Annotated in this window: 25 protein-coding genes; 17 read left to right on the forward strand and 8 right to left on the reverse strand. The window is 74.2% G+C overall.

Annotation, left to right across the window (positions count from 1 at the left end; translation table 11 throughout):
- Positions 1-264: 264 nt before the first annotated feature.
- Both AB2U05_RS24750 and AB2U05_RS24755 read left to right on the forward strand, forming a co-directional pair.
- Complete coding sequence (locus tag AB2U05_RS24750; RefSeq protein WP_369184282.1) at positions 265-1,011, forward strand: class I SAM-dependent methyltransferase; 747 nt, start codon at positions 265-267, stop codon at positions 1,009-1,011.
- Positions 1,012-1,093: 82 nt separating this feature from the next.
- Positions 1,094-1,804, forward strand: coding sequence for a signal protein (locus tag AB2U05_RS24755; protein ID WP_369184283.1), 711 nt, complete (start codon positions 1,094-1,096; stop codon positions 1,802-1,804).
- Positions 1,805-1,888: 84 nt separating this feature from the next.
- Here AB2U05_RS24755 and AB2U05_RS24760 read toward each other — a convergent pair whose 3' ends face one another.
- Together AB2U05_RS24760 and AB2U05_RS24765 are read right to left on the reverse strand one after the other, a co-directional pair.
- Positions 1,889-2,353, reverse strand: coding sequence for a hypothetical protein (locus AB2U05_RS24760; RefSeq protein WP_045692109.1), 465 nt, complete (start codon positions 2,351-2,353; stop codon positions 1,889-1,891).
- Between the two features lie 25 nt (positions 2,354-2,378).
- Entirely contained in the window at positions 2,379-3,473 is a 1,095-nt protein-coding gene (locus AB2U05_RS24765; RefSeq protein WP_369184284.1) for a hypothetical protein, read from the reverse strand.
- 125 nt (positions 3,474-3,598) lie between these two features.
- Here AB2U05_RS24765 and AB2U05_RS24770 point away from each other — a divergent pair, with 125 nt between their 5' ends.
- Positions 3,599-3,913 (forward strand): hypothetical protein, encoded by a 315-nt coding sequence (locus AB2U05_RS24770; RefSeq protein WP_045692108.1) that lies wholly within the window; start codon positions 3,599-3,601, stop codon positions 3,911-3,913.
- A 44-nt stretch (positions 3,914-3,957) separates the two neighbouring features.
- Here AB2U05_RS24770 and AB2U05_RS24775 read toward each other — a convergent pair whose 3' ends face one another.
- Positions 3,958-4,500 carry a HEAT repeat domain-containing protein gene (locus AB2U05_RS24775; RefSeq protein ID WP_045692107.1) on the reverse strand — a complete coding sequence of 181 codons (543 nt, stop codon included), beginning with the start codon at positions 4,498-4,500 and terminating at the stop codon, positions 3,958-3,960.
- A gap of 218 nt (positions 4,501-4,718) precedes the next feature.
- Between AB2U05_RS24775 and AB2U05_RS24780 the strand changes: the two genes are divergently transcribed.
- A complete protein-coding gene (locus AB2U05_RS24780) occupies positions 4,719-5,006 on the forward strand; it encodes a hypothetical protein (protein ID WP_157881966.1) in 288 nt (95 codons plus the stop codon).
- 57 nt (positions 5,007-5,063) lie between these two features.
- Here the strand turns inward: AB2U05_RS24780 and AB2U05_RS24785 are convergent, their stop codons facing one another.
- Complete coding sequence (locus AB2U05_RS24785; RefSeq protein WP_045692106.1) at positions 5,064-5,582, reverse strand: DinB family protein; 519 nt, start codon at positions 5,580-5,582, stop codon at positions 5,064-5,066.
- Positions 5,583-5,640: 58 nt separating this feature from the next.
- On the opposite strand from AB2U05_RS24785, the gene AB2U05_RS24790 reads away from it, so the two are divergent.
- From AB2U05_RS24790 to dnaE, 7 genes are all read left to right on the forward strand, one after another.
- Entirely contained in the window at positions 5,641-6,306 is a 666-nt protein-coding gene (locus AB2U05_RS24790; RefSeq protein WP_045692105.1) for an MOSC domain-containing protein, read from the forward strand.
- Positions 6,307-6,522: 216 nt separating this feature from the next.
- Complete coding sequence (locus AB2U05_RS24795) at positions 6,523-6,951, forward strand: hypothetical protein (protein ID WP_045692104.1); 429 nt, start codon at positions 6,523-6,525, stop codon at positions 6,949-6,951.
- Between the two features lie 153 nt (positions 6,952-7,104).
- Positions 7,105-8,295 (forward strand): hypothetical protein, encoded by a 1,191-nt coding sequence (locus tag AB2U05_RS24800; RefSeq protein ID WP_369184285.1) that lies wholly within the window; start codon positions 7,105-7,107, stop codon positions 8,293-8,295.
- A gap of 134 nt (positions 8,296-8,429) precedes the next feature.
- Positions 8,430-8,792 carry a hypothetical protein gene (locus AB2U05_RS24805; RefSeq protein WP_369184286.1) on the forward strand — a complete coding sequence of 121 codons (363 nt, stop codon included), beginning with the start codon at positions 8,430-8,432 and terminating at the stop codon, positions 8,790-8,792.
- Positions 8,793-8,797: 5 nt separating this feature from the next.
- Positions 8,798-9,958, forward strand: coding sequence for a hypothetical protein (locus AB2U05_RS24810; protein WP_052706611.1), 1,161 nt, complete (start codon positions 8,798-8,800; stop codon positions 9,956-9,958).
- 24 nt (positions 9,959-9,982) lie between these two features.
- Positions 9,983-11,068: a hypothetical protein gene (locus AB2U05_RS24815; RefSeq protein ID WP_369184287.1), complete on the forward strand. Its 1,086-nt coding sequence runs from the start codon at positions 9,983-9,985 to the stop codon at positions 11,066-11,068.
- 156 nt (positions 11,069-11,224) lie between these two features.
- Positions 11,225-14,767 carry a DNA polymerase III subunit alpha gene (gene dnaE, locus AB2U05_RS24820; protein WP_045692100.1) on the forward strand — a complete coding sequence of 1,181 codons (3,543 nt, stop codon included), beginning with the start codon at positions 11,225-11,227 and terminating at the stop codon, positions 14,765-14,767.
- A 46-nt stretch (positions 14,768-14,813) separates the two neighbouring features.
- Here the strand turns inward: dnaE and AB2U05_RS24825 are convergent, their stop codons facing one another.
- Positions 14,814-15,701 (reverse strand): LysR substrate-binding domain-containing protein, encoded by an 888-nt coding sequence (locus tag AB2U05_RS24825; protein ID WP_369184288.1) that lies wholly within the window; start codon positions 15,699-15,701, stop codon positions 14,814-14,816.
- Positions 15,702-15,773: 72 nt separating this feature from the next.
- Here AB2U05_RS24825 and AB2U05_RS24830 point away from each other — a divergent pair, with 72 nt between their 5' ends.
- From AB2U05_RS24830 to AB2U05_RS24855, 6 genes are all read left to right on the forward strand, one after another.
- A complete protein-coding gene (locus tag AB2U05_RS24830) occupies positions 15,774-16,664 on the forward strand; it encodes a dihydrodipicolinate synthase family protein (protein ID WP_045692098.1) in 891 nt (296 codons plus the stop codon).
- 102 nt (positions 16,665-16,766) lie between these two features.
- Positions 16,767-17,813: an aspartate-semialdehyde dehydrogenase gene (locus AB2U05_RS24835; RefSeq protein ID WP_045692097.1), complete on the forward strand. Its 1,047-nt coding sequence runs from the start codon at positions 16,767-16,769 to the stop codon at positions 17,811-17,813.
- A 243-nt stretch (positions 17,814-18,056) separates the two neighbouring features.
- Positions 18,057-19,367 carry an NYN domain-containing protein gene (locus AB2U05_RS24840; protein WP_045692096.1) on the forward strand — a complete coding sequence of 437 codons (1,311 nt, stop codon included), beginning with the start codon at positions 18,057-18,059 and terminating at the stop codon, positions 19,365-19,367.
- Between the two features lie 83 nt (positions 19,368-19,450).
- Positions 19,451-20,449 (forward strand): ABC transporter ATP-binding protein, encoded by a 999-nt coding sequence (locus AB2U05_RS24845; protein WP_045692095.1) that lies wholly within the window; start codon positions 19,451-19,453, stop codon positions 20,447-20,449.
- Between the two features lie 11 nt (positions 20,450-20,460).
- Complete coding sequence (locus AB2U05_RS24850; protein WP_369185991.1) at positions 20,461-21,255, forward strand: ABC transporter permease; 795 nt, start codon at positions 20,461-20,463, stop codon at positions 21,253-21,255.
- Positions 21,256-21,312: 57 nt separating this feature from the next.
- Entirely contained in the window at positions 21,313-22,068 is a 756-nt protein-coding gene (locus AB2U05_RS24855) for a hypothetical protein (RefSeq protein WP_369184289.1), read from the forward strand.
- 22 nt (positions 22,069-22,090) lie between these two features.
- On the opposite strand, the gene ybaK is transcribed toward AB2U05_RS24855, so the two are convergent.
- The 3 genes from ybaK to AB2U05_RS24870 all read right to left on the reverse strand — a co-directional run bounded on the left by ybaK (position 22,091) and on the right by AB2U05_RS24870 (position 24,991).
- The gene (gene ybaK, locus AB2U05_RS24860; RefSeq protein ID WP_369184290.1) at positions 22,091-22,585 is read right to left on the reverse strand and encodes a Cys-tRNA(Pro) deacylase; all 495 of its coding nucleotides are present in this window, start codon (positions 22,583-22,585) and stop codon (positions 22,091-22,093) included.
- 18 nt (positions 22,586-22,603) lie between these two features.
- Positions 22,604-23,341: an LON peptidase substrate-binding domain-containing protein gene (locus AB2U05_RS24865; protein WP_167352884.1), complete on the reverse strand. Its 738-nt coding sequence runs from the start codon at positions 23,339-23,341 to the stop codon at positions 22,604-22,606.
- 66 nt (positions 23,342-23,407) lie between these two features.
- Positions 23,408-24,991 (reverse strand): hypothetical protein, encoded by a 1,584-nt coding sequence (locus AB2U05_RS24870; RefSeq protein WP_045692091.1) that lies wholly within the window; start codon positions 24,989-24,991, stop codon positions 23,408-23,410.
- Positions 24,992-25,060: the final 69 nt, after the last annotated feature.

Here is a 25,060-nt window from a genome sequence, read left to right on the forward strand (position 1 = left end):
TCAACGGGTGTGAGGCGGCCGGGAGTTCCGGCGGCGGGGCCGGAGGAAACCCGTCGGAACCCGTGGGCCGGGCGCGGGCCGGAAGTGCCCCTCAGCGGGGCTGTGGGGGTGCACCGGCGGGTGCGGGGGCGGGCGCCGGGGTGGGGAGCCCGCCGCGGCGGGCGGGGGCCCGTGGTGGGCCTTCACGGGCTTCGGCACATGGTGCCCGACCTGGTCTTTTCCCGTTCCCCGGCCTAGGGTCGGAGGCATTCGAGAGGGGGCCGAATGGATCGGACCGTACGGACCGTCGAGGACGTTCTCGCGCTCCTGGACGGGCTCTTCGCAGCGGAACCCCGGGCCGGGGGCGCGCCCTTGCGGACCGGTGACGGGCGGGAGTTCTGGGACGGCTTCTACGCGGACCGGTCGCGGCCGGTGCCGTTCTTCGCGGCGAAGCCGGACGAGCACCTGGCCGGGTACGTGGAGGGCGGGACGATCGCGCCCGGGCGGGCCCTGGACCTGGGGTGCGGGCCCGGGCGGAACGCGCTGTACCTCGCCTCGCGCGGCTTCGAGGTGGACGCCGTGGACCTGTCGCCGGTGGCGGTGGCCTGGGCGCGGGACCGGGCGCGGGAGGCGGGGGCGGACGTCCGGTTCCTGTGCGGTGACGCGTTCGCCCGCGCGGGAGGGGAGTTGGCCGGTCCGTACGACCTGGTCGTCGACTCCGGGTGCTTCCACCACCTGGCGCCGCATCGGCGGGTCGGCTATCTGGCGCTGCTGGAGCGGGTGTTGGCGCCGGGCGGCGTCCTCTCGCTGACCTGCTTCGCGGCCGGGGAGGGCGGCATGGGGTCGGAGCTCGGCGACGCGGACCTGTACCGGGCGGGCTCGCTGCAGGGCGGGCTGGCGTACTCGCCGGAGGCGCTGCGGTGGATCTTCGACGGCTACGAGGAGGTCGAACTGCGCCGGATGCGGGAGGAGCCGCCCGACTCGGCGCGCTTCGGGGCACCGTTCCTGTGGGCCGGGCTGTTCCGCCGGTAGGGGCGGGCGGCGGGCGCCGCAGCGCGGGACGTCGGGTGGGCCGACTTCCGGTGCGGCGGGTGGGGCCTCGTACGCTTCGCGCATGCACATCAGAAGATCCATAGCCCTGCTGGTCGGCGCGACGGCGCTGGTCGGCGCATGCTCCAGCGCGCCCGCCGCGCCCCACCCGGACGCGAGCACGCCGGCGCCCGCGGCGTCTGCGGGCGCCGGGGCGTCCAGTGCGTCCGGGACGTCCAGTGCCTCGGCTGCGTCGCCCGGGGCGTCCGCTGCCGGTTCCGGCGGCGCGCCGACGAAGCTGAGCGCGGCCGAGGTGCAGGGCCGCTGGTGGACCTGGGCGGCGTCGAGCGCCAGTGACGTGAACCCCGTCTCGGACCGGGACGGCCACCTGTGCGCGCAGGGGCAGAAGGGCGGCATCTGGTTCCTGGCCGGCAGCTTCGGCGAGACCGTGACGCGCTCGTGCACCGTGCCCGCCGGCGTGCCGGTCGCGTTCCCGCTGGTGAACCTCGTCGGCGAGGCGGCCGACTGCGAGGCGTTCATGGCGACGGCGAAGGGGAGCGCCACCCTGGACGGCAAGGCGCTGGAGCCCGACCGGTACGAGGGGACGACCGTGGCGATCAGCGGCGTGGAGGGCAATCCGCTCACCCAGCGCGGGGGCCGGTTCAGCACCCGGGCCTGCGGGCTGTGGGTGCAGGCGGAGCCGCTGGCGCCCGGCAGCCACACGCTGAGCATCAGGGGGTCGTCGGGGTCCTTCGCGGTCTCCGTGGACTACGCGCTCCAGGTCTCGGCCGGCTGAGGGGCGGCCCGTGCTGCCGCGCGGGACGTCGGACGGGCCGACTTCCCGCGCGGCCCGTCCGGCAGGACGGGCCGAGTCCAAGCCCTAGCGGCCGAGGTGGGTGGCGAGGGACTCGATGGTGCGGCGGCGGGCGGTGAACAGGGATACGGCGGAGCCGTCGGTGAAGTGGAGGCGGAAGCGGGCCATCAGTTGGAGCCTCGGGCGGCGTTCGATCCGCTGGATCAGGTGGCGGGGGGCGTGCCACATGACCTGGCCGGGCTTGCGGCGGTCGACGGAGGACGTGACGAAGGCGAGCCGCTGGTCGGTGACCATCAGCAGCCTGTGCATCACCGTGCCGTCCGTGCTCGGGAAGCCGCTCGCGATGCTGCCCGACTGCCCGGTCACCGCGCCGAGCCGGGCCAGGGCGTTGCCGACCTTGGCGCCCGTGCCGTCCCCGATGCCCTTGGCCCCGGACACCGGCACGACCGTGGCGACGTCCAGCAGGCGCTCGCCCGGGGCGAGGAGCGGTTCCACGGCCTGGCGGTGGAGGTTCATCAGGGCTTCGGTCATGCGGCACAGGGTAGGGGAGAAGTGATCATGACCTGGCCGCGGGGTGGGACCGGAGCGCCGCGAGACCGCGGGCGAGGTCGAAGGCCGCGACGGGGTCGCCCTCGTCCGTCCACGGCTTCGCGCCGCACCAGGGGCCGATGCGGCGGAACTGCTCCAGCGCGGCGTCGTAGCGGCGCGCCCTGAGCAGGTACTGCGCCAGGTGGTGCCGGAGGCCCTGCAGGCCGGGGTCGTCGTCGGGGACCTGGTTCAGCGAGCGGGCGACGGTCTCCAGCAGGTCCTTGGCCGCGCGCGAGGACGGGAGGGCGGAGAGGCCCTTGCGCCGGGTGAGTTCCCGCAGCGCGTGCAGGTGGACCGCCGCGAGCGGGCTGCCGGCCGGTGCCTTGTGCACGGCGCGTTCGGCGAACTCGAGCATCAGCTGGTCGCTGCCCGCCCACTTCGCGCACCAGTACTGCAGGGCCTGGGCGTGGCCCTCGTAGTGGTGCGGGGCGCGGGCGACGAGTTCCTTCCAGAGCGGGCGGAACTCCTCGCGGTCGTACCGGAGTCCACGGGCGGCGGTGACCATGACCACCCAGGGCCCGGGGTCCTCGGGCGCGAGCGCGGCGGCCTGCTGCGCGGCGTCCATCGCGGCATTCAACTGGACCATGAACCGGGCCATCCGGCCGGCCGGGACGTTGTGCGCGTAGTCGGCGCCGCGGACCGCCCACGCGCGGTGCAGGAGCAGCTGGGCGCGGACGGTGGCGGCGGTGCCGTCGCCGGGGCGGGCGCTGAGCCAGGCGTTCAGCCAGGTGTCGTCCTCGGCGGCGAGCTGCTGGAGGAGTTCGTGCCGGGACCAGCGTTCGTCCCAGTCCTGGCCGGCGGCTTCGACGAAGGCGGCCGCGGCCCGCCAGTCACCGTCCCGGGCGTCGTTCGCGAGGGCCCGGATCTCCTTGCGCTCGTGGGTGGGCGGCGGCCCGGCCCGGTGCGCGTTGAGCTGTTCGCGGGGCGGGAGCCCGTACGCGGCCGGGTCGAAGCGGGGGCCGACCCAGCGCGTCAGGCCGAACTGCCGCAGGCGGGAGCCGAGTCGGTAGCGGTAGGCGAGCGGCACCGCGAGGCCCAGGACCAGGATGACGAGGACGTTCACGGGCGTGATCATCCTGGGGATCGCCGTGTCTGACAACAGTTTCCGGGTGGTGCTGTCGCCCGAGGGGGCACGGCGGTGTCCGCCGGGTGCGCGGGCCGTGCCCCGGATCCGGCAGGCTTCGGGGCATGGCGATCGCGAAGAAGGGCACGCGGGGCCTCGTCGTCGACGGGGCCCGGTACCGCTGGGTGGTCTCGCCCGGTGACGAGGCCGGGGTGGGGGTCGTCGTCCTGGGCGAGGACGGCGACGGGCAGCGCGTGGTGGCGTGGTTCGAGCACGGGGTGGTGGTGGCGCCGGGGTTGGTGGCCGGCGTCGTCCGGGAGGCGTTGCTCCACCACGGGTGGACGCCCCGGGCGCGCGGTCGGCAGCTCACGTTGCGGTGCCCGGGGCGGAGCCCGGATCCGGCGCGGCCGGGGCTGGTCGCCCGGCCGCCCGCGGCTTGAGCGAAGTGGTCGCGTGGGACGTCGGCCGGGCCGACGTCCCACGCCTACCGGAGGGCGCGCGGGGCGGTGCGCTCGTAGATGGTGCCGCCGGGGAGGTACCAGCCGGCCTTCTTCCGGACGGCCGGGCTCGGGTCGTCGGCGTGGCAGGCCCGGAGCGCGGCGAGGGCCCCGGCGTCGGTGTGGGCGAACTTGCCGACGAGTTCGGCGGCCCGCGACCGGACCTGCGGGTCGGGGTCGGCGGCCAGGTGGCGCAGGGCGGGGTCGAGGACCCGGTCCGCGCCGGGGGCGCAGGTGTCGCCCTTGCAGCGGTCGCAGGCCAGGGCGTGGAAGGCGGCGATCCGCACCCGCGCGTCGGGATCGTCGGCCATGGTGATGAGTTGGGCCATGGAGTCGGTGTCGACGAGGTGGTCGAGGAGGCGGCAGCAGCCTTCGCGGACGGCGGCGTCCTCGTGGGACAGGCCGGCGCGGATGGCGTCGCGCGCGTCGTGGTCGCGGCGCAGCAGCTCCCGGTAGGCCGCCACGGCGCGCTGTGGGTCGCCCAGGGAGGCGACGAGGGCTTCGTTGTCGGTTCTGGGGAATCCGAGCATGCGGCCAGTGTCGGGCCCCGATGCGCCTCGGGGCAAAGGGATTTGGCGTCGGTGGGAGCGGTCGGCCGCGAACGGGGACGCGGTGTTCGCGGGGTCGGACCGGGAGCGTCCGTTCGAGGGGCTGTCGGGGGTGTTCCGGCAGGGGCGGGACCCGCGGGGAATCCATCGGCGGTGGAGGCGCCGCGTACGGTCGCGCGCCCGTGGAGAGGAGAACGATCATGCGTCGTCGTTTCGTGGGGGCCGGCCTGCTGGCGGCCGCCGGGGTGCTCGCGCTCGCCGTCCCCGCCCAGGCCGCGACGGGGGCCCTGGTGGTCAACGGGCAGGCCCAGGAGAATCCGCGGCGGGGGTGCTACGCGACGCCCTCGCCGCGGGTCTTCGTCGAGAACCGCACGGACTCACCGGTCCTGGTGCACGCCGCGGCGAACTGCCAGGGGCCGGTGACGGCGGAGGTGGACCCCGGGCAGACCGTGCAGACCTCCGGGGCGAGCTACTTCGTCCTCGACTGAGCCCGGGCCGTGGCACAGGAAGTCGGACCGGCCGACTTCCTGTGCCATCGGCGGTGGCTACGAGCCGGTGACGCCGTCTGTGAGCTCCCGGACGATGTCCAGGTGGCCCGCGTGGCGGGCGTACTCCTGCAGGACGTGGAACAGGATCCAGCCGAGGGTGGGCCGCGGGGTGCCGTCGTCCGGGAAGCGGCCGCCGGCCGCGGCGACGGTGGACAGCGGCACGCCCGACGCGACGGACCGGGTGTACGCGCCGCCCGCGTGCAGTGCGGCGAGCAGGTCGGCGGCCGTCTCCTGCGGGCCGACGTGCCAGCGGTCCTCGGGGCCGCGGTCGCCCCAGGGCGCCGGGACGTCCTCGGCCCGGAAGCCCCAGCGCAGCCAGCGCTGTTCCATGTGGACGAGGTGCTTGAGCAGTTCGAGCGTGGACCATCCGGACGGGAGCCGGGCGGCGCGCAGGTCCGCGTCGGACATCCCCTCGATCCGGGCGCCGATCGCGGACCGGTAGTAGTCGAGGTAGTCCAGCAAGAGCACGCCGGGATCGGAGAGTTGCGTGTCCGGCTCGGGCAGGGGGGAAGTCATGGCCCCGAGTCTGCCATCGCGGTGGCCACCGGCCGCCCGCCCGCCGTACGGTCGGATCATGGACGTACGTGCGCGGCTGCTCTCGGTCAACGTCGGCAGGCCCCGGCCGAACCCGTGGAAGAGGGGCATCGGGCTCACCGGGATCGACAAGCGCCCCGTGGACGGCCCGGTCGCGGTGGCCGCGCCGGGGCCGAAGGGGACGGGGGCGGTCGGCCTGGCCGGGGACCGGGTGTACGACCTGCGGAACCACGGCGGCGACGACCAGGCGGTGTACGCCTACGCCCGGGAGGACCTGGACGGCTGGCAGGCGGAGCTGGAGCGGGAGTTGGCCGACGGCTCGTTCGGCGAGAACCTGACGACGATCGGACTGGACGTCAACGGCGCGCTGATCGGGGAGCGCTGGCGGATCGGCCCGGAGGTGGTCCTGGAGGTGTCCTGCGCGCGCATCCCCTGCGGCACCTTCCAGGGCTGGCTCGCGCGCGAGGGCTGGATCCGGCGCTTCACCGAGGCGGCCCTGCCGGGCGCCTACCTGCGGGTGGTCGAGCCGGGCGAGTTGCGCGCGGGGGACGCGGTGGAGGTGGTGCACCGCCCGGAGCACGACGTCACGGTGGCCCGGTCGTTCCGCGCGGTGACCACCGAACCGGGGCTGCTGCCGGGCCTGTTGGCGGCGCAGGCGCTGCCGGAGGAGGTCAAGGAACTGGTGCGGCGGCGGATCCGTGGCTAGGGCCTTAGGGCCTGCCTCCTGGATCCTTGCCGGGTGGGGACCTGGGCCGGTCGAGCGTATGCGTAGCGTCGGCCGGTGTTTCCCCCGCGCCCGCCCGTGGCGGCTGGCCTAGCGTTGCCCTCGCCCCGGTGATCCGGGGCGAACTCGCAGGTGGGCGCCCCCTGTCGACCCGACATCCGGTCATGACTCGTCATGCCTCAGCGAAAGTGGAACGACATGGCACTCGCAAAGACGCTCGGCGCCCTCGGCACCGCGTCGGTCCTGGCCCTCTCGGCCGTGGGCGCGTTCACCTCCGCCGCGCACGCGGACTCCGCGGCGCAGCCCGCCCTCACGGCGTACTCCGGCACCTCCTCGCAGACCGTGACCTCGCCCGAGCTCACCCTCCAGAAGGCGAGCGACACTCCGGCCGTCCACAGCAACGGGATCACCTCGGGCAACAAGCCGGCGAACCTCGCCTGCGGGGACTTCGCGTTCAGCGGGCCCTACTTCTGGGAGACCTGCAGCGGCCCCGCCTGGCAGCCCTTCATCGACTGCTCGGACGGCAACGAGTACGTGGCCAACATCATCTTCCACGGCCTGTGGAGAGTCCGGCTGACGTGCCCGGTCGGCTACGCCACCGGCGGCGGCGCCTTCGACCTGTCGTGACCGGCACGAGAAGTCGGACCGGCCGACTTCTCGTGCGGCCCCTCGTGCGGCCCCTCGTGCTCGGGGCGAGCGCGGGGGGCCGTCGCCCGGCCCGGGGGGCCTACCGCCGGCGGCGCGGCGGGGGCCGGGTGCGCATGCGGCACGATGGACCCCATGGCAGAACGGCGATACGAGTACGCACCGGCGAACACCTTGCTCGGACTCCTCCAGCGGGGCCGGGGCCAGGGCGCCCTGATCGCCTCCGAGGACCCGGCCGCCGCGACCGAGCTCGTCCACGCCTGCATCCGCTACGAGTGGGCCTGGGAGCCGATGCTCGACCAGCGGGCCCGCTACCACGCCCGCCTCGTCCGGGACCTGAAACTGGAGATCGGACCGATCGCCGAGCTCCTGTCCGCCGACGAGCACGCCTTCCGGCGCGCCCTGGACGTCCTCGCACTGCTGGCGGGCGCCGACGCCGACGCCCGCGAGGCCCTGCGCGCGTACGTCCGCGACGGCGAGCGCTGGATCACCGTCCTGGAGCGGATGGCCGAGGCCTGGCCGGTCGAGTGGTGGGGAGACCTCGCCGATACGGCCCGGCGGCGCGTCGTCGACGGCGGCGGTCGGCCGAACGTCTGGGGCCGCTGCTGGGAGCGCTGGGGCATCCCCGTCCCCCCGCGCGACCCGCTCCCCGCCCGCGCCCGGCTCCCCGAGCTGCCGAACGACGACCTGCTGCGCCTGCTCGCCGACCCCGCCGAGCCCGACGAGCGGAAGTCCGACGCCCTCGACCAGCTCTCCTGCCGGGCCCCCGACCCCCGCATCCTCCCGCTCGTCCCCACGCTCGGCGCCGCCCACGGAGCCCTGACGGGCGTCGTCCTCGGGCTCGACGCCCTCGCGCTCCCCGCCGCCCGCGAGTGGGTCACCTCCACCGACCCCTGGCCGGCGAAGCTCGCTCACGTCGTCCTCGCCCGCTTCGGCGACACCCGGGACGTCCCGGCCCTCCTCGACGCCCTGGAGCGGGCCTGGGCGAACCGGACCTGGTCCGGCCCCGGTTACCTCGCCGCCGCCCTCGCCCGCTCCGGCCCGGCCGCCGCCGACGCCGCCTCCCTGCTGCGCCGCTTCTGGCTGCACACCCCGCACTCCCGCGACCGCGCGGCCTACCTGGAGGCGCTCGCCGCGATCGGCGCCGCCGGACTGCCGGAGGCGTACCAGGAGTCCCTGTGGGACTGCGAGGCGAACGCCCGCCTGCTCGGCGTCGAGCGCGCCCCCGACCGGCCGTACGCCCTGCGCCGGATCGCCGACCTCCGCGACGACCCGATGGAGGAACCGGAGGTCCGCAGGGCTGCCGAGGTGCGGCTCGCCGGCTGACCGGCCGGCTCGTCACAGTCCCTCAACCAATCCCGAACTTCGGGGTTTCGTGCCGTCGTTGGGCCCTATTGTGATCCCCGGGTGTGCACCGGGTGGCCAGGCCGACCCGGATGCCGGCGACGTTTGGGGGGCGCATGCGCGAGTGGGACGGGTTCCTGGCGGCGGACGACTACGGCGCGACCGAGGGCAGCGCCTCGCTCGCCTACTCCGAGACCGAGGCCGTCGAGGTCGCGGTCGAGGTCGCGGTCGAGGTCGACGTGAACGTGAACGTGAACGAGGTGTACGTGGCGGAGGCCGTCGAGGTGGTGGCGGTCGCGGAGGCCGGTTTCGAGAGCTACCTCTCGGTGTCGGAGAGCTACGGCGCCGCGGGATCGTCCGAGTCCGAGGCGTCCCTCGGCCAGGCCTCCGACGACGACGGCCTCGCGCACGCCCACGACTACGGCTATGACGACGGCCATGACGGCGACGCGGCGTTCGACGGCCCGGACGTCTTCTGACCCCGATGATCCCCAGTGGTCTCCCGAACGGGACGAGGAACAACGGCCTGGCGGGCTGGGCGGGCACCACCCACGTCCGGTTCGTCTCGGCCGCCGGCCTGGCGGTGCTCGACATGCCCGCGGTCGGCGCGCTGCTGGCGATCCCCGCGCTGATCGCCTCCGAGCAGGCGTCCGCGGGCCGGGCGCCCTCGCTGCCGGACACGCTCAGGGCGAAGGTGTTCGAGCTCGCCGCGCTGATCGAGGCCGGGCTCTCCCGGGGCCGGTACGAGGTCGACACGGTGGAGGTCCCGGCCGAGCACGAGCTCACCTTCCAGTTCCTGTACCAGCAGGCGGCGATGCGCTCCCGGCTGCCCGTGCGCACGCTGTGCGTCTGCCGGGACTGCAAGCACGCCAAGGTCGTCAACCTGGACCTGAAGCGGCTGCAGACGAGGAACCGCCGCATCAAGATGCTGGTGTCCGTGCTCGGCGCGACCGCCGGACGCGACCCCAACCCCTTCCAGCTCTTCAGCACGGTGTTCCGCCAGGCCAAGCTGGAACCCGACTTCATCTGCTCCCGCTGCGAGAGCACCGAGGCCCACGAGCGCCCCGTCACCTTCTGCCCCGGGTGCGGCGACCAGCGCGACGAGGCCGTGCTCACCACCTGCGGCAAGTGCCGGCACGACTTCCGCACCCTGGTGCGCGGGGTGCGGGTCTGGGCCGACGCGCCGCCGGTGCCGCCGATGCCGTTCGTGCCTCCCGCGCCGCCGCCCCCGCCGGTGGCCCCGCCGCCCCCGCCGATGCCGCCGGTACCGCCCGCGGCCCCGGCGGCCCCGGCGACCCCGCCCCCGCCCGCCACGCCGCCCGCGCAGCCGCCCGTCACCGGGTTCGGGCCCCCGCCCGCCGACTACCCGGCGCCGACCGCACCCGCGGCCGCGCCCGTGCCCCAGCCGGTGCCGCCGCTGTCCCCGCCGTGGGCCTCCCCGACGCCGGACAACCCGTACGCGCCGCCCGCCGACGCACATCCCGCCGACGCGGGGCGCAGGCGGTTCTGCACGGTCTGCGGCCGGCCGTCCGAGGTGCTGTGGAGCGTGCGGGTCCCGCGCGACGGCGCCTGGCAGCGGCTGACGGTCTGCGCGAGCAGCCCGGACTGCTCCCCGCCGTCCGCGACCGGGGCCGTCCGGGTCTGAGTGGGGCCTGACACGATGGGGCGCATGCCCGACGAGACCGAGGACGACGATCACTACGCCCCGCCGAGCACCCTCCTCGGCCTGCTCCAGCGCGGCCGGGGCGAGGGCGCGCTCCGAGCAACCGCCGACCCCGCCGAGGCGGCCGACCTGGTCCACGCCTGCGTCCGCCACGACTGGGTCTGGGACATCCTGGTCGACGAGCGCGCCCTCTACCTCGCCCGGCTCCTGCGGGACCTGGAGCTGTCGCTCGACCCGGTGGTCGAGGTCCTGACGGCCGGCGACGAGTACCACCACGACCGGGCCGCCGAGATCCTGCGTCTGCTGGCACGCGGCGGATCCGAGGAGGCCCAGGAGGTCGTGCGGCTGCACGTCCGTGCGGAGGAACCGTACCCGCCGGTCCGGAAGAAGCCGCAACAGCCCAACCCCCTGGCCGACTTGGACAATCCCCGGCTCCTCGCCCTGCTGGCCGACCCGGGCGTCCCGGAGGACGAGAAGACCGAGGTGCTGAGGGTCCTGCGCCGCCGTGACCCCGACCCCGGCCTCGTCCCGCTGGTCCCCTCGCTCGCCACGGCGGACGGCCTGCGCCCGCTGGTACTGCTGGGCGACCACATCCGCGGGCTCGGCGCCCTCGCCGTGCCCGCCGCCCGCGACTGGGCCGCCTCCGGCACGCGCTGGCTGGCCCGGGAGGGGTTGCGGGTACTGGCGTCCCACGGCGAGGAGCGGGACCTCCCCGTGCTCCTCGCCGAGCTGAGGCGGCAGTGGGCGGACGACGTCTGGTGCGGCCCGATGGACATGGCGCGCGGCCTCGCCCGGTTCGGGCCGAAGGCCGCCGACGCCGTCCCCCTGATCCGCGGCTACTGGTACGACACCCCGCACTCGTACGAGCGCCCCGCCTACCTCGAAGCACTGGCGGAGATCGACACCGGCGGACTGGACACCGCGTACGCCGTGTCCCTCTGGGACTGCCAGTCCGGTGCCCGCCTCCTCGGCGTTCGGCGGGCCCCGGACCAGCCTCCGGTGCGCGAGCGCCTGGCCTACCTGCGGGACGACCCGATGGAGGATCCGGAGGTCAGGAACGCCGCCGCCGCGCGACTCGCCGGGCTGGGATGAACCCCGCCGGAGGGGGCTAGAGTAGACGCGTGAACGTGTGAGTGATGGTCCGGACCCCGCGAGGCGGTCCGGGCCACATCCATTTCCAGGGGTAACCCCTGTGACCTGCGCGTTCGCCGGCCCACCAGACCAGCACCAGACTCCGGAGGCCCCGCCTTGAGCGATCAGCCGTTCGCGCATCTGCACGTCCACACCGAGTACTCGATGCTGGACGGTGCCGCCCGGCTGAAGCAGATGTTCAAGGAGGTCGAGCGGCTGGGCCAGACCCACGTCGCGATGACCGACCACGGGAACATGTACGGCGCCGCCGAGTTCCACAAGCAGGCCACGGCCGCCGGGATCACCCCGGTGATCGGCATCGAGGCGTACGTCGCGCCGGAGTCCCGCTCCAACACCAAGCGCATCCTGTGGGGCCAGCCGCACCAGAAGAAGGACGACGTCTCCGCGTCCGGCGCGTACACCCACAAGACCATCTGGGCCCGGAACAAGGAGGGCCTGCACAACCTCTTCAAGCTGACCTCGCGCTCCTACGCCGAGGGCTGGCTGGTGAAGTGGCCCCGGATGGACAAGGAGCTGATCTCCGAGCTGTCCGGCGGCCTGATGGCGACCACCGGCTGCCCGTCCGGCGAGGTGCAGACCCGGCTGCGGCTGGGCCAGTTCGACGAGGCGCTGAGGTCGGCCGCCGACTACCAGGACATCTTCGGCAAGGAGAACTACTTCCTGGAGCTGATGGACCACGGCCTCGACATCGAGAAGCGGGTCCGCGACGGGCTGCTGGAGATCAGCAAGAAGCTGAACATCCCCCCGGTCGTCACCAACGACTCGCACTACACCACCGAGGCCGACGCCGGCGCGCACGACCTGCTGCTCTGCGTGCAGACCGGCAAGAACCTGTCCGACCCGGACCGCTTCCGCTTCGACGGCACCGGCTACTACATCAAGTCCGCCGCCGAGATGTACGCGCTCGACTCCTCGGACGCCTGGCAGGAGGGCTGCCGCAACAGCCAGCTCCTGGTCGCCTCGCGGGTCGACACCGAGGGCATGTTCAAGTTCAAGAACCTGATGCCCCGCTTCCCCATCCCGGAGGGCTTCGAGTCCGAGGCGGACTTCTTCAGGTCCAAGGTCTGGGAGGGCATGGACTGGCGCTTCCCGGAGGGCTACGACGAGGAGCACAAGAAGCTCGCCGAGTACGAGATGGACACCATCATCCAGATGGGGTTCCCGGCGTACTTCCTCGTGGTCGCCGACTTCATCATGTGGGCGAAGAGCCAGGGCATCGCGGTGGGCCCCGGCCGTGGTTCGGCGGCCGGCTCGCTGGTCGCGTACGCGATGGGCATCACCGACCTCGACCCCATCCCGCACGGCCTGATCTTCGAGCGCTTCCTCAACCCCGAGCGCATCTCCATGCCCGATGTCGACATCGACTTCGACGAGCGCCGGCGCGGTGACGTGATCCGGTACGTGACGGAGAAGTGGGGATCCGACAAGGTCGCCATGATCGTCACGTACGGCACCATCAAGGCGAAGGCCGCCATCAAGGACTCCTCCCGGGTCCTCGGCTACCCGTACGCGATGGGCGACCGGATCACCAAGGCGATGCCGCCGGACGTCATGGGCAAGGGCATCCCGCTGTCCGGCATCACGGACAGCAGCCACCCGCGCTACGGCGAGGCCGGTGAGATCCGCGGGCTGTACGAGAGCGACCCGGACGTCCGGAAGGTCATCGACACCGCGCGCGGCATCGAGGGCCTGATCCGCCAGCCCGGCGTGCACGCGGCCGGCGTCATCATGTCCGCCGAGCCGCTGACCGACCACATCCCGGTCTGGACCCGGCACACCGACGGCGTCACCATCACGCAGTTCGACTACCCGACTTGCGAAGGCCTCGGCCTCCTCAAGATGGACTTCCTCGGCCTGCGCAACCTGACGATCATGGACGACGCCGTCAAGGCGATCGAGAAGAACAAGGGCGAGAAGATCGAGCTGCTGAAGCTGCCGCTCGACGACAAGCCGACCTACGAACTGCTGGCCCGCGGCGACACGCTCGGCGTCTTCCAGCTCGACGGCGGGCCGATGCGCTCGCTGCTGCGGCTGATGAAGCCCGACAACTTCGAGGACATCTCCGCCGTCCTGGCGCTGTACCGACCCGGCCCGATGGGCGTCAACTCCCACACCAACTACGCGCTGCGCAAGAACGGCCAGCAGGAGATCACCCCGATCCACCCGGAGCTGGAGAAGCCCCTGGAGGAGGTGCTCCGGCCGACCTACGGCCTGATCGTCTACCAGGAGCAGGTGCAGAAGGCCGCGCAGATCCTCGCCGGCTACTCGCTCGGCCAGGCCGACCTGCTGCGCCGCGCGATGGGCAAGAAGAAGAAGGAGATCCTGGAGGCGGAGTTCGTCCCCTTCCAGAAGGGCTGCCGCGAGCGCGGCTACTCCGACGCGGCCATCCAGGCGGTCTGGGACGTCCTCGTCCCCTTCTCCGGCTACGCGTTCAACAAAGCGCACACCGCCGGGTACGGGCTGGTCTCGTACTGGACGGCCTACCTCAAGGCCAACTACCCGGCCGAGTACATGTCCGGCCTGCTGACCTCCGTCAAGGACGACAAGGACAAGTCCGCGGTCTACCTCAACGAGTGCCGCAAGATGGGCATCCAGGTGCTGCCGCCGGACGTCAACGAGTCGGACTCGGACTTCACCCCGCACGGTGACACCACCGTTCGCTTCGGGTTGACGGCCATCCGCAACGTCGGCGGGCCGGTCGTCGAGTCGATGATCCGGACCCGCAAGGCGAAGGGGAAGTTCACCTCCTTCCCCGACTTCCTCGACAAGGTCGAGTCGGTGGTCTGCAACAAGCGGACCGTCGAATCCCTCATCAAGGCCGGGTCGTTCGACTCCCTCGGCCACACCCGCAAGGGGCTGAGCGCGCAGTTCGAGCCGATGATCGACAACGTGGTGGGGGTGAAGCGGAAGGAGGCCGAGGGGCAGTTCGACCTCTTCGGCGGCGACGCCGCCGCGGACGAGCCGAGCTTCGGGCTCGACGTCGTCTTCTCCGAGGAGGAGTGGGAGAAGTCCTTCCTGCTCACCCAGGAGCGGGAGATGCTCGGCCTGTACGTCTCCTCGCACCCGCTGCACGGCATCGAGCACGTGCTCGCCGACAAGGCGGACTGCGCCGTCGCCGACCTCGCCGACCGGCCGGACGGGACGATCGTCACCATCGGCGGCATCATCTCGGGCCTCCAGCGGAAGATGACCAAGCAGGGCAACGCCTGGGCCATCGCGACGGTGGAGGACCTGGCCGGCTCCATCGACTGCATGTTCTTCCCGGCGAGCTACCAGCTGGTCTCCTCGCAACTCGTCGAGGACGCCGTGGTGTTCGTGCGCGGCAAGCTCGACAAGCGGGAGGACGTGCCGCGGCTGATGGGCATGGAGCTGTCCGTGCCCGACCTGTCGAACGCGCACGCCGAGGCACCGATCGTGATCAACATCCCGAGCGGGAAGGTCACCCCGCCGCTGATCGCCCGGCTCGGCGAGGTGCTCGGCAGCCACCGCGGGACGACCGAGGTCCGGCTGCGGCTGGAGAGCCGGAACAAGACGACGGTGCTGCGGCTCGACCGGCACCGGGTGAAGTCGGACCCGGCGCTGTTCGGGGACCTGAAGCAGCTGCTCGGGCCCAGCTGCCTGGCAGGCTCGGCGAGCTAGCGGGGCTTGACGCGGCCCGGAGTGCCGACAGCGCTCCGGGCCGTTCTCAGGACCCGCCGCCCAGGCCCGCGGGCACGGCCGTGTGCAGGGCCGAGACGAAGGCCGAGATGGCCGGGTGGGAGCCCGCGCCGGCGCGGAAGGCGGCGCGGGTGCGGCGGTACATCGGCAGCCGGGTGAGGACGACCCCGGGCGGCTGCCGGTCCGTGCCCAGGTGGGGGACCAGGGCCACCCCCTGGCCGGCCGCGACCAGCGCCAGCACGGTGGTGAAGTCGTCGATCTGGTGCCGGACGCGCGGCGCGAAGCCCGCCGCCTCGCAGGCGCGGACGGTCATGGTGTGGCAGAGCGTGCCGGGCGGGGACATGATCCACGGCGCGGCGCGCTGCTCGGCGATCGTGCCGGGGGCGCGCCCGGCCAGGTACATCGGCTCGGTGAACAGCGGCCGGGTCAGCGCCAGGCCCGGCTCCGGGTCGGCCGGGACGAGGTCGTACTCGTGCACCAGCGCCACGTCCAGCTCGCCCGCGCGCAGCGCCGCGCCGACGCCCGCCGGGTCGACCTCGGTGACCATCGGCTCCAGCCCGGGGTGCCAGGCGGCCAGCTCGGCGAGCGCCCCCGGGATGATCGCGCGGGCCGCCGAGGGGTAGGTGCCGATCCGCAGCGGGCCGGCCAACCCCCGCTTGGTGTGGGCGAGTTCGGCGCCCGCCTGCTCCAGCAGGGCGAGCACCGCCTCGGCGTGCCGGACCAGCCCGAGCGCGGCCGGGGTGAGCGTCACCCGCCGCCCGGTGCGCTCCAGCAGCGGGACGCCGGCCTCCTTCTCCAGGACGGACAGCTGCTGGGACACCGCCGAAGGGCTGAAGGACAGCGCCTCGGCGACGGCGGCGATGGTGCCGAGGTGGGCGAGTTCGCGCAGCAGGCGCAGGCGTCGGACGTCGAGCATCGGCTCAGCTTACGAGAAGCGTCACACATGTGAACTGGACCTGGTGATCGGCCCGGCCGCAGGATCGTGGGCATGGACCTCAAGGGCATCTACGTCCCCCTGATCACCCCGTTCGCCGCCGACGGCTCCGTCGCCCTCGACGCGCTGGAGAAGCTGGCCGCCGAGGTGCTCGACGCCGGCGCGGCCGGCCTGGTGGCGCTCGGCACCACCGGCGAGCCCGCCGCGCTCACCGCCGAGGAGCGGGACGCCGTGGTCGACGCCGCCGCCGCCGTCTGCGCCGCGCGCGGCGCCCGGCTGATCGTCGGCGCGTCCGGCGGCGACACCCGGGCGGTCGGCGAGGCGCTGGCCGCGCTCGGCGCCCGGGTGCCGCGGGCCGCCGCCGCGCTGGTGACCGTGCCGGCCTTCGTCCGGCCCGGCGAGGCGGGCACCGTCGCGCACTTCCGGGCGCTGGCCGCGAGCAGCCCGCTGCCGCTGGTCGTCTACCACATCCCGTACCGCACCGGGCAGCAGCTGTCCGCCGCCGCGCTGCGCGAACTCGCCGCGATCGACGGCGTGGTGGGCGTCAAGTACGCGACCGGCGGCCTCGACCAGGCGGCCGCGGAACTGCTCGCCGACACCCCCGAGGGGTTCGCCTTCCTCACCGGCGAGGACGCCTTCCTGGCGCCGATGCTGGCGCTCGGCGCGGCCGGCGGCATCCTGGCCTCCGCGCACCTGGCCACCGGCCGGTTCGTCGAGCTGTACGAGGCCTGGCGGGCCGGGGACGCCGAGCGGGCGCGGGCGCTCGGGCACCGGCTGACCGGCCTGGCGCTGGCCGCCTTCACGGCGCCGAACCCGGCGGTGACCAAGGGGGTGCTGCACGCCCAGGGCCGCATCCCGACCCCGGACGTGCGGCTGCCGCTGCTGCCGGCGGGGCGGCCCGAGGTGGAGGCGGCGCTGGCGCTGGCCAGTGGTCTGGACCAGTAGCGCGGCTCTCACCCAGTGAAATGGCTGGTCGCGCGATGCCCGTGACAAGGCATGATGGGCAGCGTGCGGCTGTAGACAGCACCATCCAGAGGAGTAGTCGGAATGAAGATCGGCATTGTCGGGGCCACCGGCCAGGTCGGCGGCGTGGTCCGCGAGATCCTGGCGGAGCGCGCCGGGCTTCCCGGTGGTATCGGCCCGGTCGAGCAGCTGCGGCTGTTCGCCTCGGCCCGCTCGGCCGGGCGCACGCTGCCCTGGCAGGGCACCGAGGTCACCGTCGAGGACGCGGCCACGGCCGACTACACCGGCCTCGACATCGTGATCTTCTCCGCCGGCGGCTCCACCTCCAAGGCCCTCGCGCCCAAGGTCGCCGCCGCCGGTGCCGTCGTCATCGACAACTCCTCCGCCTGGCGCCGCGACCCCGAGGTCCCGCTGGTCGTCTCCGAGGTCAACCCGGAGGCCGTCGCCGACCGCCCCAAGGGCATCATCGCCAACCCCAACTGCACCACGATGGCCGCCATGCCCGTGCTGCGCCCGCTGCACGAGGAGGCCGGCCTGGCCGCCCTCGTCGTCTCCACCTACCAGGCCGTCTCCGGCAGCGGCGTGGCCGGCGTCGCCGAGCTGCGGGACCAGGCCGCCAAGGTCGTGGACGGCGCCGCCGGCCTCGCCCACGACGGCGGCGCCGTCGAGTTCCCCGAGCCCAAGGTCTACCGGCGGCCGATCGCCTTCAACGTGGTGCCGCTGGCCGGCTCCATCGTCGAGGACGGCTCCAACGAGACCGACGAGGAGCAGAAGCTCCGCCACGAGAGCCGCAAGATCCTCGGCATCCCGGAGCTGAAGGTGTCCGGCACCTGCGTGCGCGTCCCGGTCTTCTCTGGCCACTCGCTGCAGATCAACGCCCGCTTCGAGCGCCCGATCAGCCCCGAGCGGGCCGTCGAGCTGCTCACCGGCGCCCCCGGCGTCGAGCTGTCCGAGATCCCCACCCCGCTCCAGGCCGCGGGCAAGGACCCGAGCTACGTCGGCCGCATCCGCGCCGACGAGACCGTCGAGCACGGCCTGTCGCTGTTCCTCTCCAACGACAACCTGCGCAAGGGCGCCGCGCTCAACGCCGTCCAGCTGGCCGAGCTGGTCGCCGCGGAGCTGCGCGGCTGACGCCCGCGGTGACGTTTGGCGGGCCCCGTCGTTGAACGGGGCCCGCCTTCGCGTTTCTTTGCGGATCGTTGGGGCGGCTGTTGCGGTACCGGGACATCCCCCGTGGTTCGGCAGGTGAACCAGTGGGAAAAGGTGACCCAACGATCGGGCGGCCACGGGGGCCCCTCACCCCACACGCCCGGACGACGGGCGACCGCCCACCCAGTCGGAACCCCCGAGGGCGAGCGGAAAGAAGGTGCGCGGATGGACCGCTGTGTCGTCCTGGTGGATGCCGGATACCTGCTGGGCGCCGCCGCCAGCCTGCTCGCCGGAGACCCGTCCCGCTCCAGAGTCACCGTCGACCACACCGCGCTGATCAGCGCCCTGCGCGAACGCGCCGAGGCCGAGACCGGCCTGCCGCTGCTGCGCATCTACTGGTTCGACGCCGCGCCCGACCGGCGCCCGATGCCGGAGCACCGGCGGCTGCGCGTCCTGCCCCGGGTCACCGTGCGGCTCGGCGCGCTCACCCGGGCCGAGGGCCGCTGGGTGCAGAAGGGCGTCGACGCCGCGATGCACGCCGAGCTCTCCGAGCTCGCCCGCAACCGGGCCTGCGCCGACGTCGTGCTGATCACCGGCGACGGCGACCTGCTGCCCGGCATGATGACCGCCAAGGAGCACGGCGTCGCCGTCCACCTGTGGGCCCTGCAGGCCGCGGACGGGGACTTCAACCAGTCCGAGGACCTGGTCGGCGAGGCCGACGAACGGCGGGTGCTCGACCGCGAGTGGATCGAGGGCTCGTTCTCGCTGCGGGAGACCCCCACCGTCTTCCCGGCGCCCGGGTCGGGCGCCGCCCGGCACGAGATCGCCAAGATCCTCGCCGCGCCGCCCGCCGTCCCGTCCGTCGTGCCCGGCGTGGTGCCGCCGGCCGTCGAGCCCGCCGCCGCGGCCGCCCCCGAGGCCCCCGCCGCGAACGGGGCGCCGCAGCCCGCCGCCGCCACCCTGCGGGTCGTCCCGACGCCCAAGGACCTCGCCGGGCGGGTCCCGTCCGTCACCCCGATCACCCCGGCCGTCAACGGCCACTCCGCCGGTCACGCCAACGGCCATGCGAACGGCCACGCGCACGGGCACGTCAACGGCAGCGGCGGCGCGGGCGGGCCGGTGCTGCGGTGGTCCTCCGACCGGGGCTGGGTGGACCGGCCCGCGCCGGAGCCGTCCGTCACCGCCGGCGACAGCCTGCCGACGCTGGCCCAGCTCACCACCGCCGAACAGCGCTGGGCCGACCGCGAGGAGGACATCACCTCCATCGGCGGCGACGCCCACGAGGTCGGGCAGGTCTTCGCCCGGCGCTGGAGCGACCGGCTCGGCGACGTCGAGAAGCTCACCGTGCTCTGGCCCGACTACCCGCGCATCCCGCACCGCGTCGACGGCGAGCTGCTGCGCTACGCCGCCCGCTTCGGGCTGCTCGCGCACAAGGACGACCAGATCGACGAGCACGACCGGTACGCGATCCGGGCCGGGTTCTGGAAGGAACTCGCCGCCCGGGTGCCCGGCGGGTCCATGGTGGTCGAGGACTAGCGACGCCGTGCAGTCTCGGGTGGTGGACGGCGGCCGGTGCCCGGTGTCCGGTCGGCGCGTGTGAGCGCGTAGAGTCTTCGGTCGTGAACGAGACGGCCGGGAGAGCACCCCAGGACACCCCGCCGTGCGTCGCCGTACGCGACCTCGTCCGGACGTACCGCGGCGGGCGCGGCGCCTCCGCCACCGAGATCCGGGCCAACGACGGCATCAGCCTCACCGTCCGGCAGGGCGAGATCTTCGGGCTGCTCGGCCCCAACGGCGCCGGCAAGTCCACGCTGGTGCGCCAGCTCACCGGGCTGCTGCGGCCGGACTCGGGCTCGGTCGAACTGCTCGGGCACGACATCGTGCGGCACCCCGAGCGGGCCGCGCGGCTGCTCGGCTACCTCGGGCAGGAGTCGACGGCGCTGGACGAGCTGACCGTCGCGCTGGCCGCCGAGACCACCGGCCGGCTGCGCGGGCTCTCCCGGGCGGCCGCCCGGGCCGCGGCCGCCGAGGTGCTGGCCGAACTCGGGCTGGAGCCGATCGCCGCCCGGCCGCTCGCCAAGCTGTCCGGCGGGCAGCGGCGGCTCGCCTGCTTCGCGGCCGCCCTGGTGGGGGAGCGGCCGCTGCTCGTCCTCGACGAGCCGACCACCGGGATGGACCCGGTCGCCCGGCGGGCCGTCTGGAGCGCCGTCGACCGGCGCCGGGCCGAGCACGGCACGACCGTGCTGCTCGTCACCCACAACGTGATCGAGGCGGAGACCGTGCTCGACCGGGTCGCCGTGATCGACGAGGGCCGGGTGATCGCCTGCGACACGCCCGGCGGGCTCAAGGCGCTCGTCGACGGTGACGTCCGGCTCGACCTGGTCTGGCGCGACGAGGCGCCGACCGGTGTCCCCGCCGTCGCCGCGCTCGCCGCCCGGGCCGAACGCACCGGGCGCCGCTGGACCGTCCGCACCACCCCCGAAGAGGCCCGCGAACTGGTCGCCGCCGTCACCACCGGCCCGGCCTTCGCGGCGCTCGACGACTTCACCCTCGCCACCCCGAGCCTTGAGGACGCCTACCTCAAGCTCGGCGGCCGCCACGGAGGACTGGCCAAGTGACACTGCTCTCGGTGCCGCCGCAGACCGACCGGCGGGCCGCCGCCCCGGCCCCGCTCGGCCCCTCCGCCCGGCTGCTGCCCGCGCTCGCCGCCGTCTACCGGGCGCAGCTCGCCCGGGCCCGGGTGGCGCGCATCCCGCTGCTGTTCGTCGCGACCTTCCAGTCGGTCGGCATCCTGGTGATGATGCGGGGCGTCGTCGACGCCGGGCAGACCTCGGCGGCGCGGTCGGTGGTCGCCGGGTCGAGCGTGCTGGTCGTCGCCTTCGTGGCGCTCAACCTGCTCGCGCAGTACTTCGGGAAGCTGCGGGCCACCGGTGGACTGGACCACTACGCGACGCTGCCGGTGCCGGCGGCCTCGGTGGTGCTCGGCGCGGCCGGTGCGTACGCGTCGTTCACGCTGCCGGGGACGGTCGCGACGGCCGTGATCGGCGGGGTGATGTTCGGGCTGCCGCTCGGGCAGCTGTGGGTGCTGCTGGCCGTCGTGCCGCTGGCCGGCGCGGCGCTGTCCGGGCTGGGGGCCGCCTGCGGGCTGCTGGCCCCCCGGCAGGAGATCGCCACCATGCTCGGGCAGCTCGGCATGTCGGCGGCGCTGCTGCTCGGCGTGCTGCCCGTCGACCACCTGCCGCAGCCGGTGCTGTGGCTGCGGGACCTGCTGCCGTCCACGTACGGGGTGGAGGCCTTCGCCCGGACGTTCGACCCCCACCCCGACTGGGGGATGGTCGCGGCGGACCTCGGGGTGTGCGCGGCGGTGGGTGTGGCGTCGCTGGCGATCGCCACCTGGGCCTACCGGCGGGCCGTCTCCCGGTAGGCCCGGTGCAGAGGGCCGTTCCGTCGTCCCGGTGGCCGACGTGAAACGATGGGGACCGTGACCGTACCGAACACACCTCCGGATCGCTCCGACGCCGACACGGACGCCGACGTGCGGGCCGTTCCGGGCGCCGCCCCCGACCCGTTCGCGCCCCCCGCGGGTGCCCCGGAGGCCGGGGACGTCCTTCCGCTGCCCGCCGAGCTCGTGCCGGCGCCCACGGCCGGACAGCGGCTGGTGCCCGAACTGCGGGTCGGGGCCGGCGCGGTGCTCGCCTGCCTGCTGGCCGGTGTGGTCATGGCCGGGCTGTGGGCCTGGCTCGCGCCCAAGGTGCCGCTCGTCGTCGACGGCGACCGGATCCTCTACGGGGACCCCGAGGGCGAACAGCGGGCCGGGGCCGACGCGGTGTTCGTCCTCATCGCGCTGGGCGCCGGGATCCTCACGGCGCTCGGGGCCTTCCTGGTCACCCGCAAGCGCGGGGGCGGGATCGCGGTCGCGGTCGGGCTCGCCGTGGGCGGGCTCCTCGGCTCGATCGGGGCCTGGCGGATCGGGACGTGGCTGGGGCCCAGCGACAACCTGATCGGCGAGGCGCGCCGAGTCGGCAACGGCGGGCACTTCGACGCGAGCATCGAGCTCGGGGCGAGGGGCGCGCTGCTGGTGTGGCCGATGGCGGCGATGGTGGTGCTGCTCGCGCTGTCGGCGATGTTCGGGAAGCGGGAGGAGGACCCGCCGCCGTACTGGGGGACGCCGGCGGGGACGTACGGGACGCCTCCGGCGGGGGCGCCCACGGAGCCGGAGGACCGGGTTCAGGGCTGATTGCGTAGCCCCCGGGCGTCCGTCAGCGGGCGATGGGGGCGGTGTCGGCGTCGGTGAGCGCGACGAGGTCGGCGGGGGAGAGTTCGACCTCCAGGCCGCGGCGGCCCGCCGAGACGTAGACGGTGGGGTGGCCGAGGGCGCTGGCGTCGACGACGGTGCGCAGGGGGCGGCGCTGGCCGAGGGGGGAGATGCCGCCGCGGACGTAGCCGCTGCTGCGTTCGGCGGCGGCCGGGTCCGCCATGGCGGCGCGTTTGCCGCCGACCGCCGCGGCGAGGGCCTTGAGGTCGAGCTGGCCGGCGACCGGGACGACGCCGACCGTGAGGGTGCCGTCGACGTCGGCGACGAGGGTCTTGAACACCCGCTCCGGCGTGACGCCCAGCGCCTCGGCCGCCTCGCCGCCGTAGGAGGCGGCGGCCGGGTCGTGCTCGTAGGCGTGGACGGTGAACGGGACGGCGGCGGTCTCCAGGGCGACGGTGGCCGGGGTGCCCTGGCCGCCCTTCTTCGGCTTCTTGGCCATGGGGTGAGGGGTCCTGGTTCAGTTCGGGCTGAAGGACTGGCGGGTGAGGTCGACGGCCGGCAGCGAGGGCAGCCAGCTCAGCACCGCGGACTCGCGGCGCAGCAGGTCGAGTTCGCTGCGCAGCCGCTGGGCGGTGTCCGGGCAGGCGAGCAGCCGCTGCTTGACCGGCGTCTCGAAGACGGAGGCCGCGGCGACGAGGTAGGACAGCACCTGCGGGTCGTCGGGCAGCTCCTGGCGGCCGACGGTGCTGGCCTCGCGGGCGCCGGCCAGCCGCTTCTGGTAGACCCGGAACGCCCGCTCGACCTCGGCGGCCAGGGCGCCGGAGCCTTCGCCGGAGCGCTCCTCGACGGGCTCGATCTCGCCGGTGAGGTACGGTCCGGAGGCGTCGACCGAGCGCAGCACGAAGCGGGTGGTGCCGGTGACCAGCAGCTCGTAGCGGCCGTCCGGCTGCTGCGTGGCGGACGAGACGTCCGCCACGCAGCCGAGGTGGAAGACCGCCTCCAGCGGGTCCCCGGTGACGGTGCCGAGGCCGTCGAGCGGCCCGGCCGGGCCGTCCTCGGGGCGCACCGGGGCGACCTCGCGGCCGTCCTTGATGGCGACCACGCCGAACCGGCGCGGTTCGTCCTCGGGGCGTTCCAGCAGGTCGGCGACGAGACGGCGGTAGCGCTCCTCGAAGACGTTGAGGGGCAGCACCAGGCCCGGGTAGAGCACGGTGTTCAGCGGGAAGAGCGGGAGCCGTTCTGTCACGGCGGACAGCGTAGTTCCCCCGGGGCGGGGCGTGCCGCCCCGTTTCGCGCCGGGCGAGGATCCAGGAGACAGGCGCTACCCGCGCTGCAGCATCCTGGTGGCGCCGGCGACGAAGGTGGAGGCGAGCAGCCAGCCGACGACGACCAGTCCGGCGGAGAGCCACTGCTCGACGCCGCCCGGGTTCCAGGCGCCCTGGTTGAGGTCGATGATCGGCAGCAGCTCGTTGAGGGTGTACAGCACCGGATTCCAGTGCGGGTTCTCGTCCGCTTTCAGCGGCTGCAGCCGGTGGGTGGCGAACCAGGCGCTGCCGAGCGCCCAGGCGAGCAGCAGCCACAGGCCGGCCCGGCCGGGGCGGAAGCCGTAGCCGACCGTGACGTCCTGGACCAGGCCCCAGACGCGGGAGGGCAGCGGCAGGGTGGCCCGGCGGCGGCGCTGCTTGGCGTACAGCACCTCGCGGGCGTCGTCGTCGGCGCCGTCGCGGCGCAGGGCGGCGGCCAGCTGCTCGTACGACTCCGGCTGGAACTCCACCGAGGAGCCCTCCAGCCAGGCGATCCGCTGCTGGATGGTGAACGGCTCGGCCGGGCGCAGGCACTCGTACACGAAGCCGGTCAGGCCCAGGTGCTTGCCGCGCGGCCAGGCGCCCGGGGTGTCGACCAGGTTGCCGACCCGGGCGCGGGAGAGCGACACCGGGCCGGTCGGGCGGGTGCGGCAGGTGAAGCGCAGCTCGGGGGTGTGGATGCGGCGCAGCGACAGCTCGTCGCCGCCTTCGAGGTGGAACTCGCCGGAGATCAGGCAGGCGCCCTCGAAGCGGCTGTCGGAGAGCCGGACCCGGCCGTGGGCGCGGAACGGGGTGATCGGGCCGTCCGGGGACGGGTTCTGGCCGTAGCCGGAGCCGTAGTAGCTGCGGGAGCCGATCCAGCCGGTGTCCGCGGAGCCGGTCAGGTACAGGGTGTGGCCGACCGTGACGCGGACGGCGTTGAGGCAGGTGCGGTTCTGCGGGGCGGCCCGCAGCTGGGCGCCGCGCAGCGACAGCCGGCCGCCGATCCGGGCCGTGCGGATGCTCAACTCGCCGTCCACCTCGATGCGTTCGGCCTCGAAGTCCTGGTGGATGGTGATCCCGTCGGCGGAGATCGCGCGGCCGTAGCGGTCGCCGCCGACCTTGGCGAGGTTGAGCAGCAGGTCGGTGCCGATCTTGGCGTCGGTGAGCCGGATGCCCTCGGGGACGCGGCTGCGGGCCAGGTGGAGGTCGCCGCTGGTGGTCAGCCGGGAGGCCTCCAGGCGGGGCAGCAGGCAGTCGACCAGCCGCAGGGTGCTGGCCTCGGCCTCGGAGACCAGGACCTTGTGGTCGAAGCGGCAGCCGTACAGCTCCAGGTAGTGGGATATCCGGCCGCCGGCCAGGTTGAGCGGGCCGGTGACCTGCACGCCGTTCATCCGCAGCGAGGCGACCCGGCCGGGGACGGCCTCCGGGCCGGCCAGCAGCAGCTGGGCCAGCACCTCGGCGCGCACGGTGCGTGACGGCCCCCACACCGCGTCGCCGAAGGGGTCGTCGGTGTCCGCGTCACCCGCCCGGCGGTCGAAGACGTTGCCGTGCCGGAACGCCTCCCAGAGCTCCCGCTCGACGTCGGACCAGCCCTCCGGAGCGTCTGGAACGCACTGCATCTACGGTCTCCCCCCGTCCCCCTGCTGTCTCGCCCTTCGTATCACGGACTGATATGCGGGACCAGCCGT

The sequence above is a fragment of the Streptomyces sp. Y1 genome, assembly GCF_041053115.1.
In the GTDB taxonomy this organism is placed as follows: Bacteria; Actinomycetota; Actinomycetes; order Streptomycetales; family Streptomycetaceae; genus Kitasatospora; species Kitasatospora rubellomurina.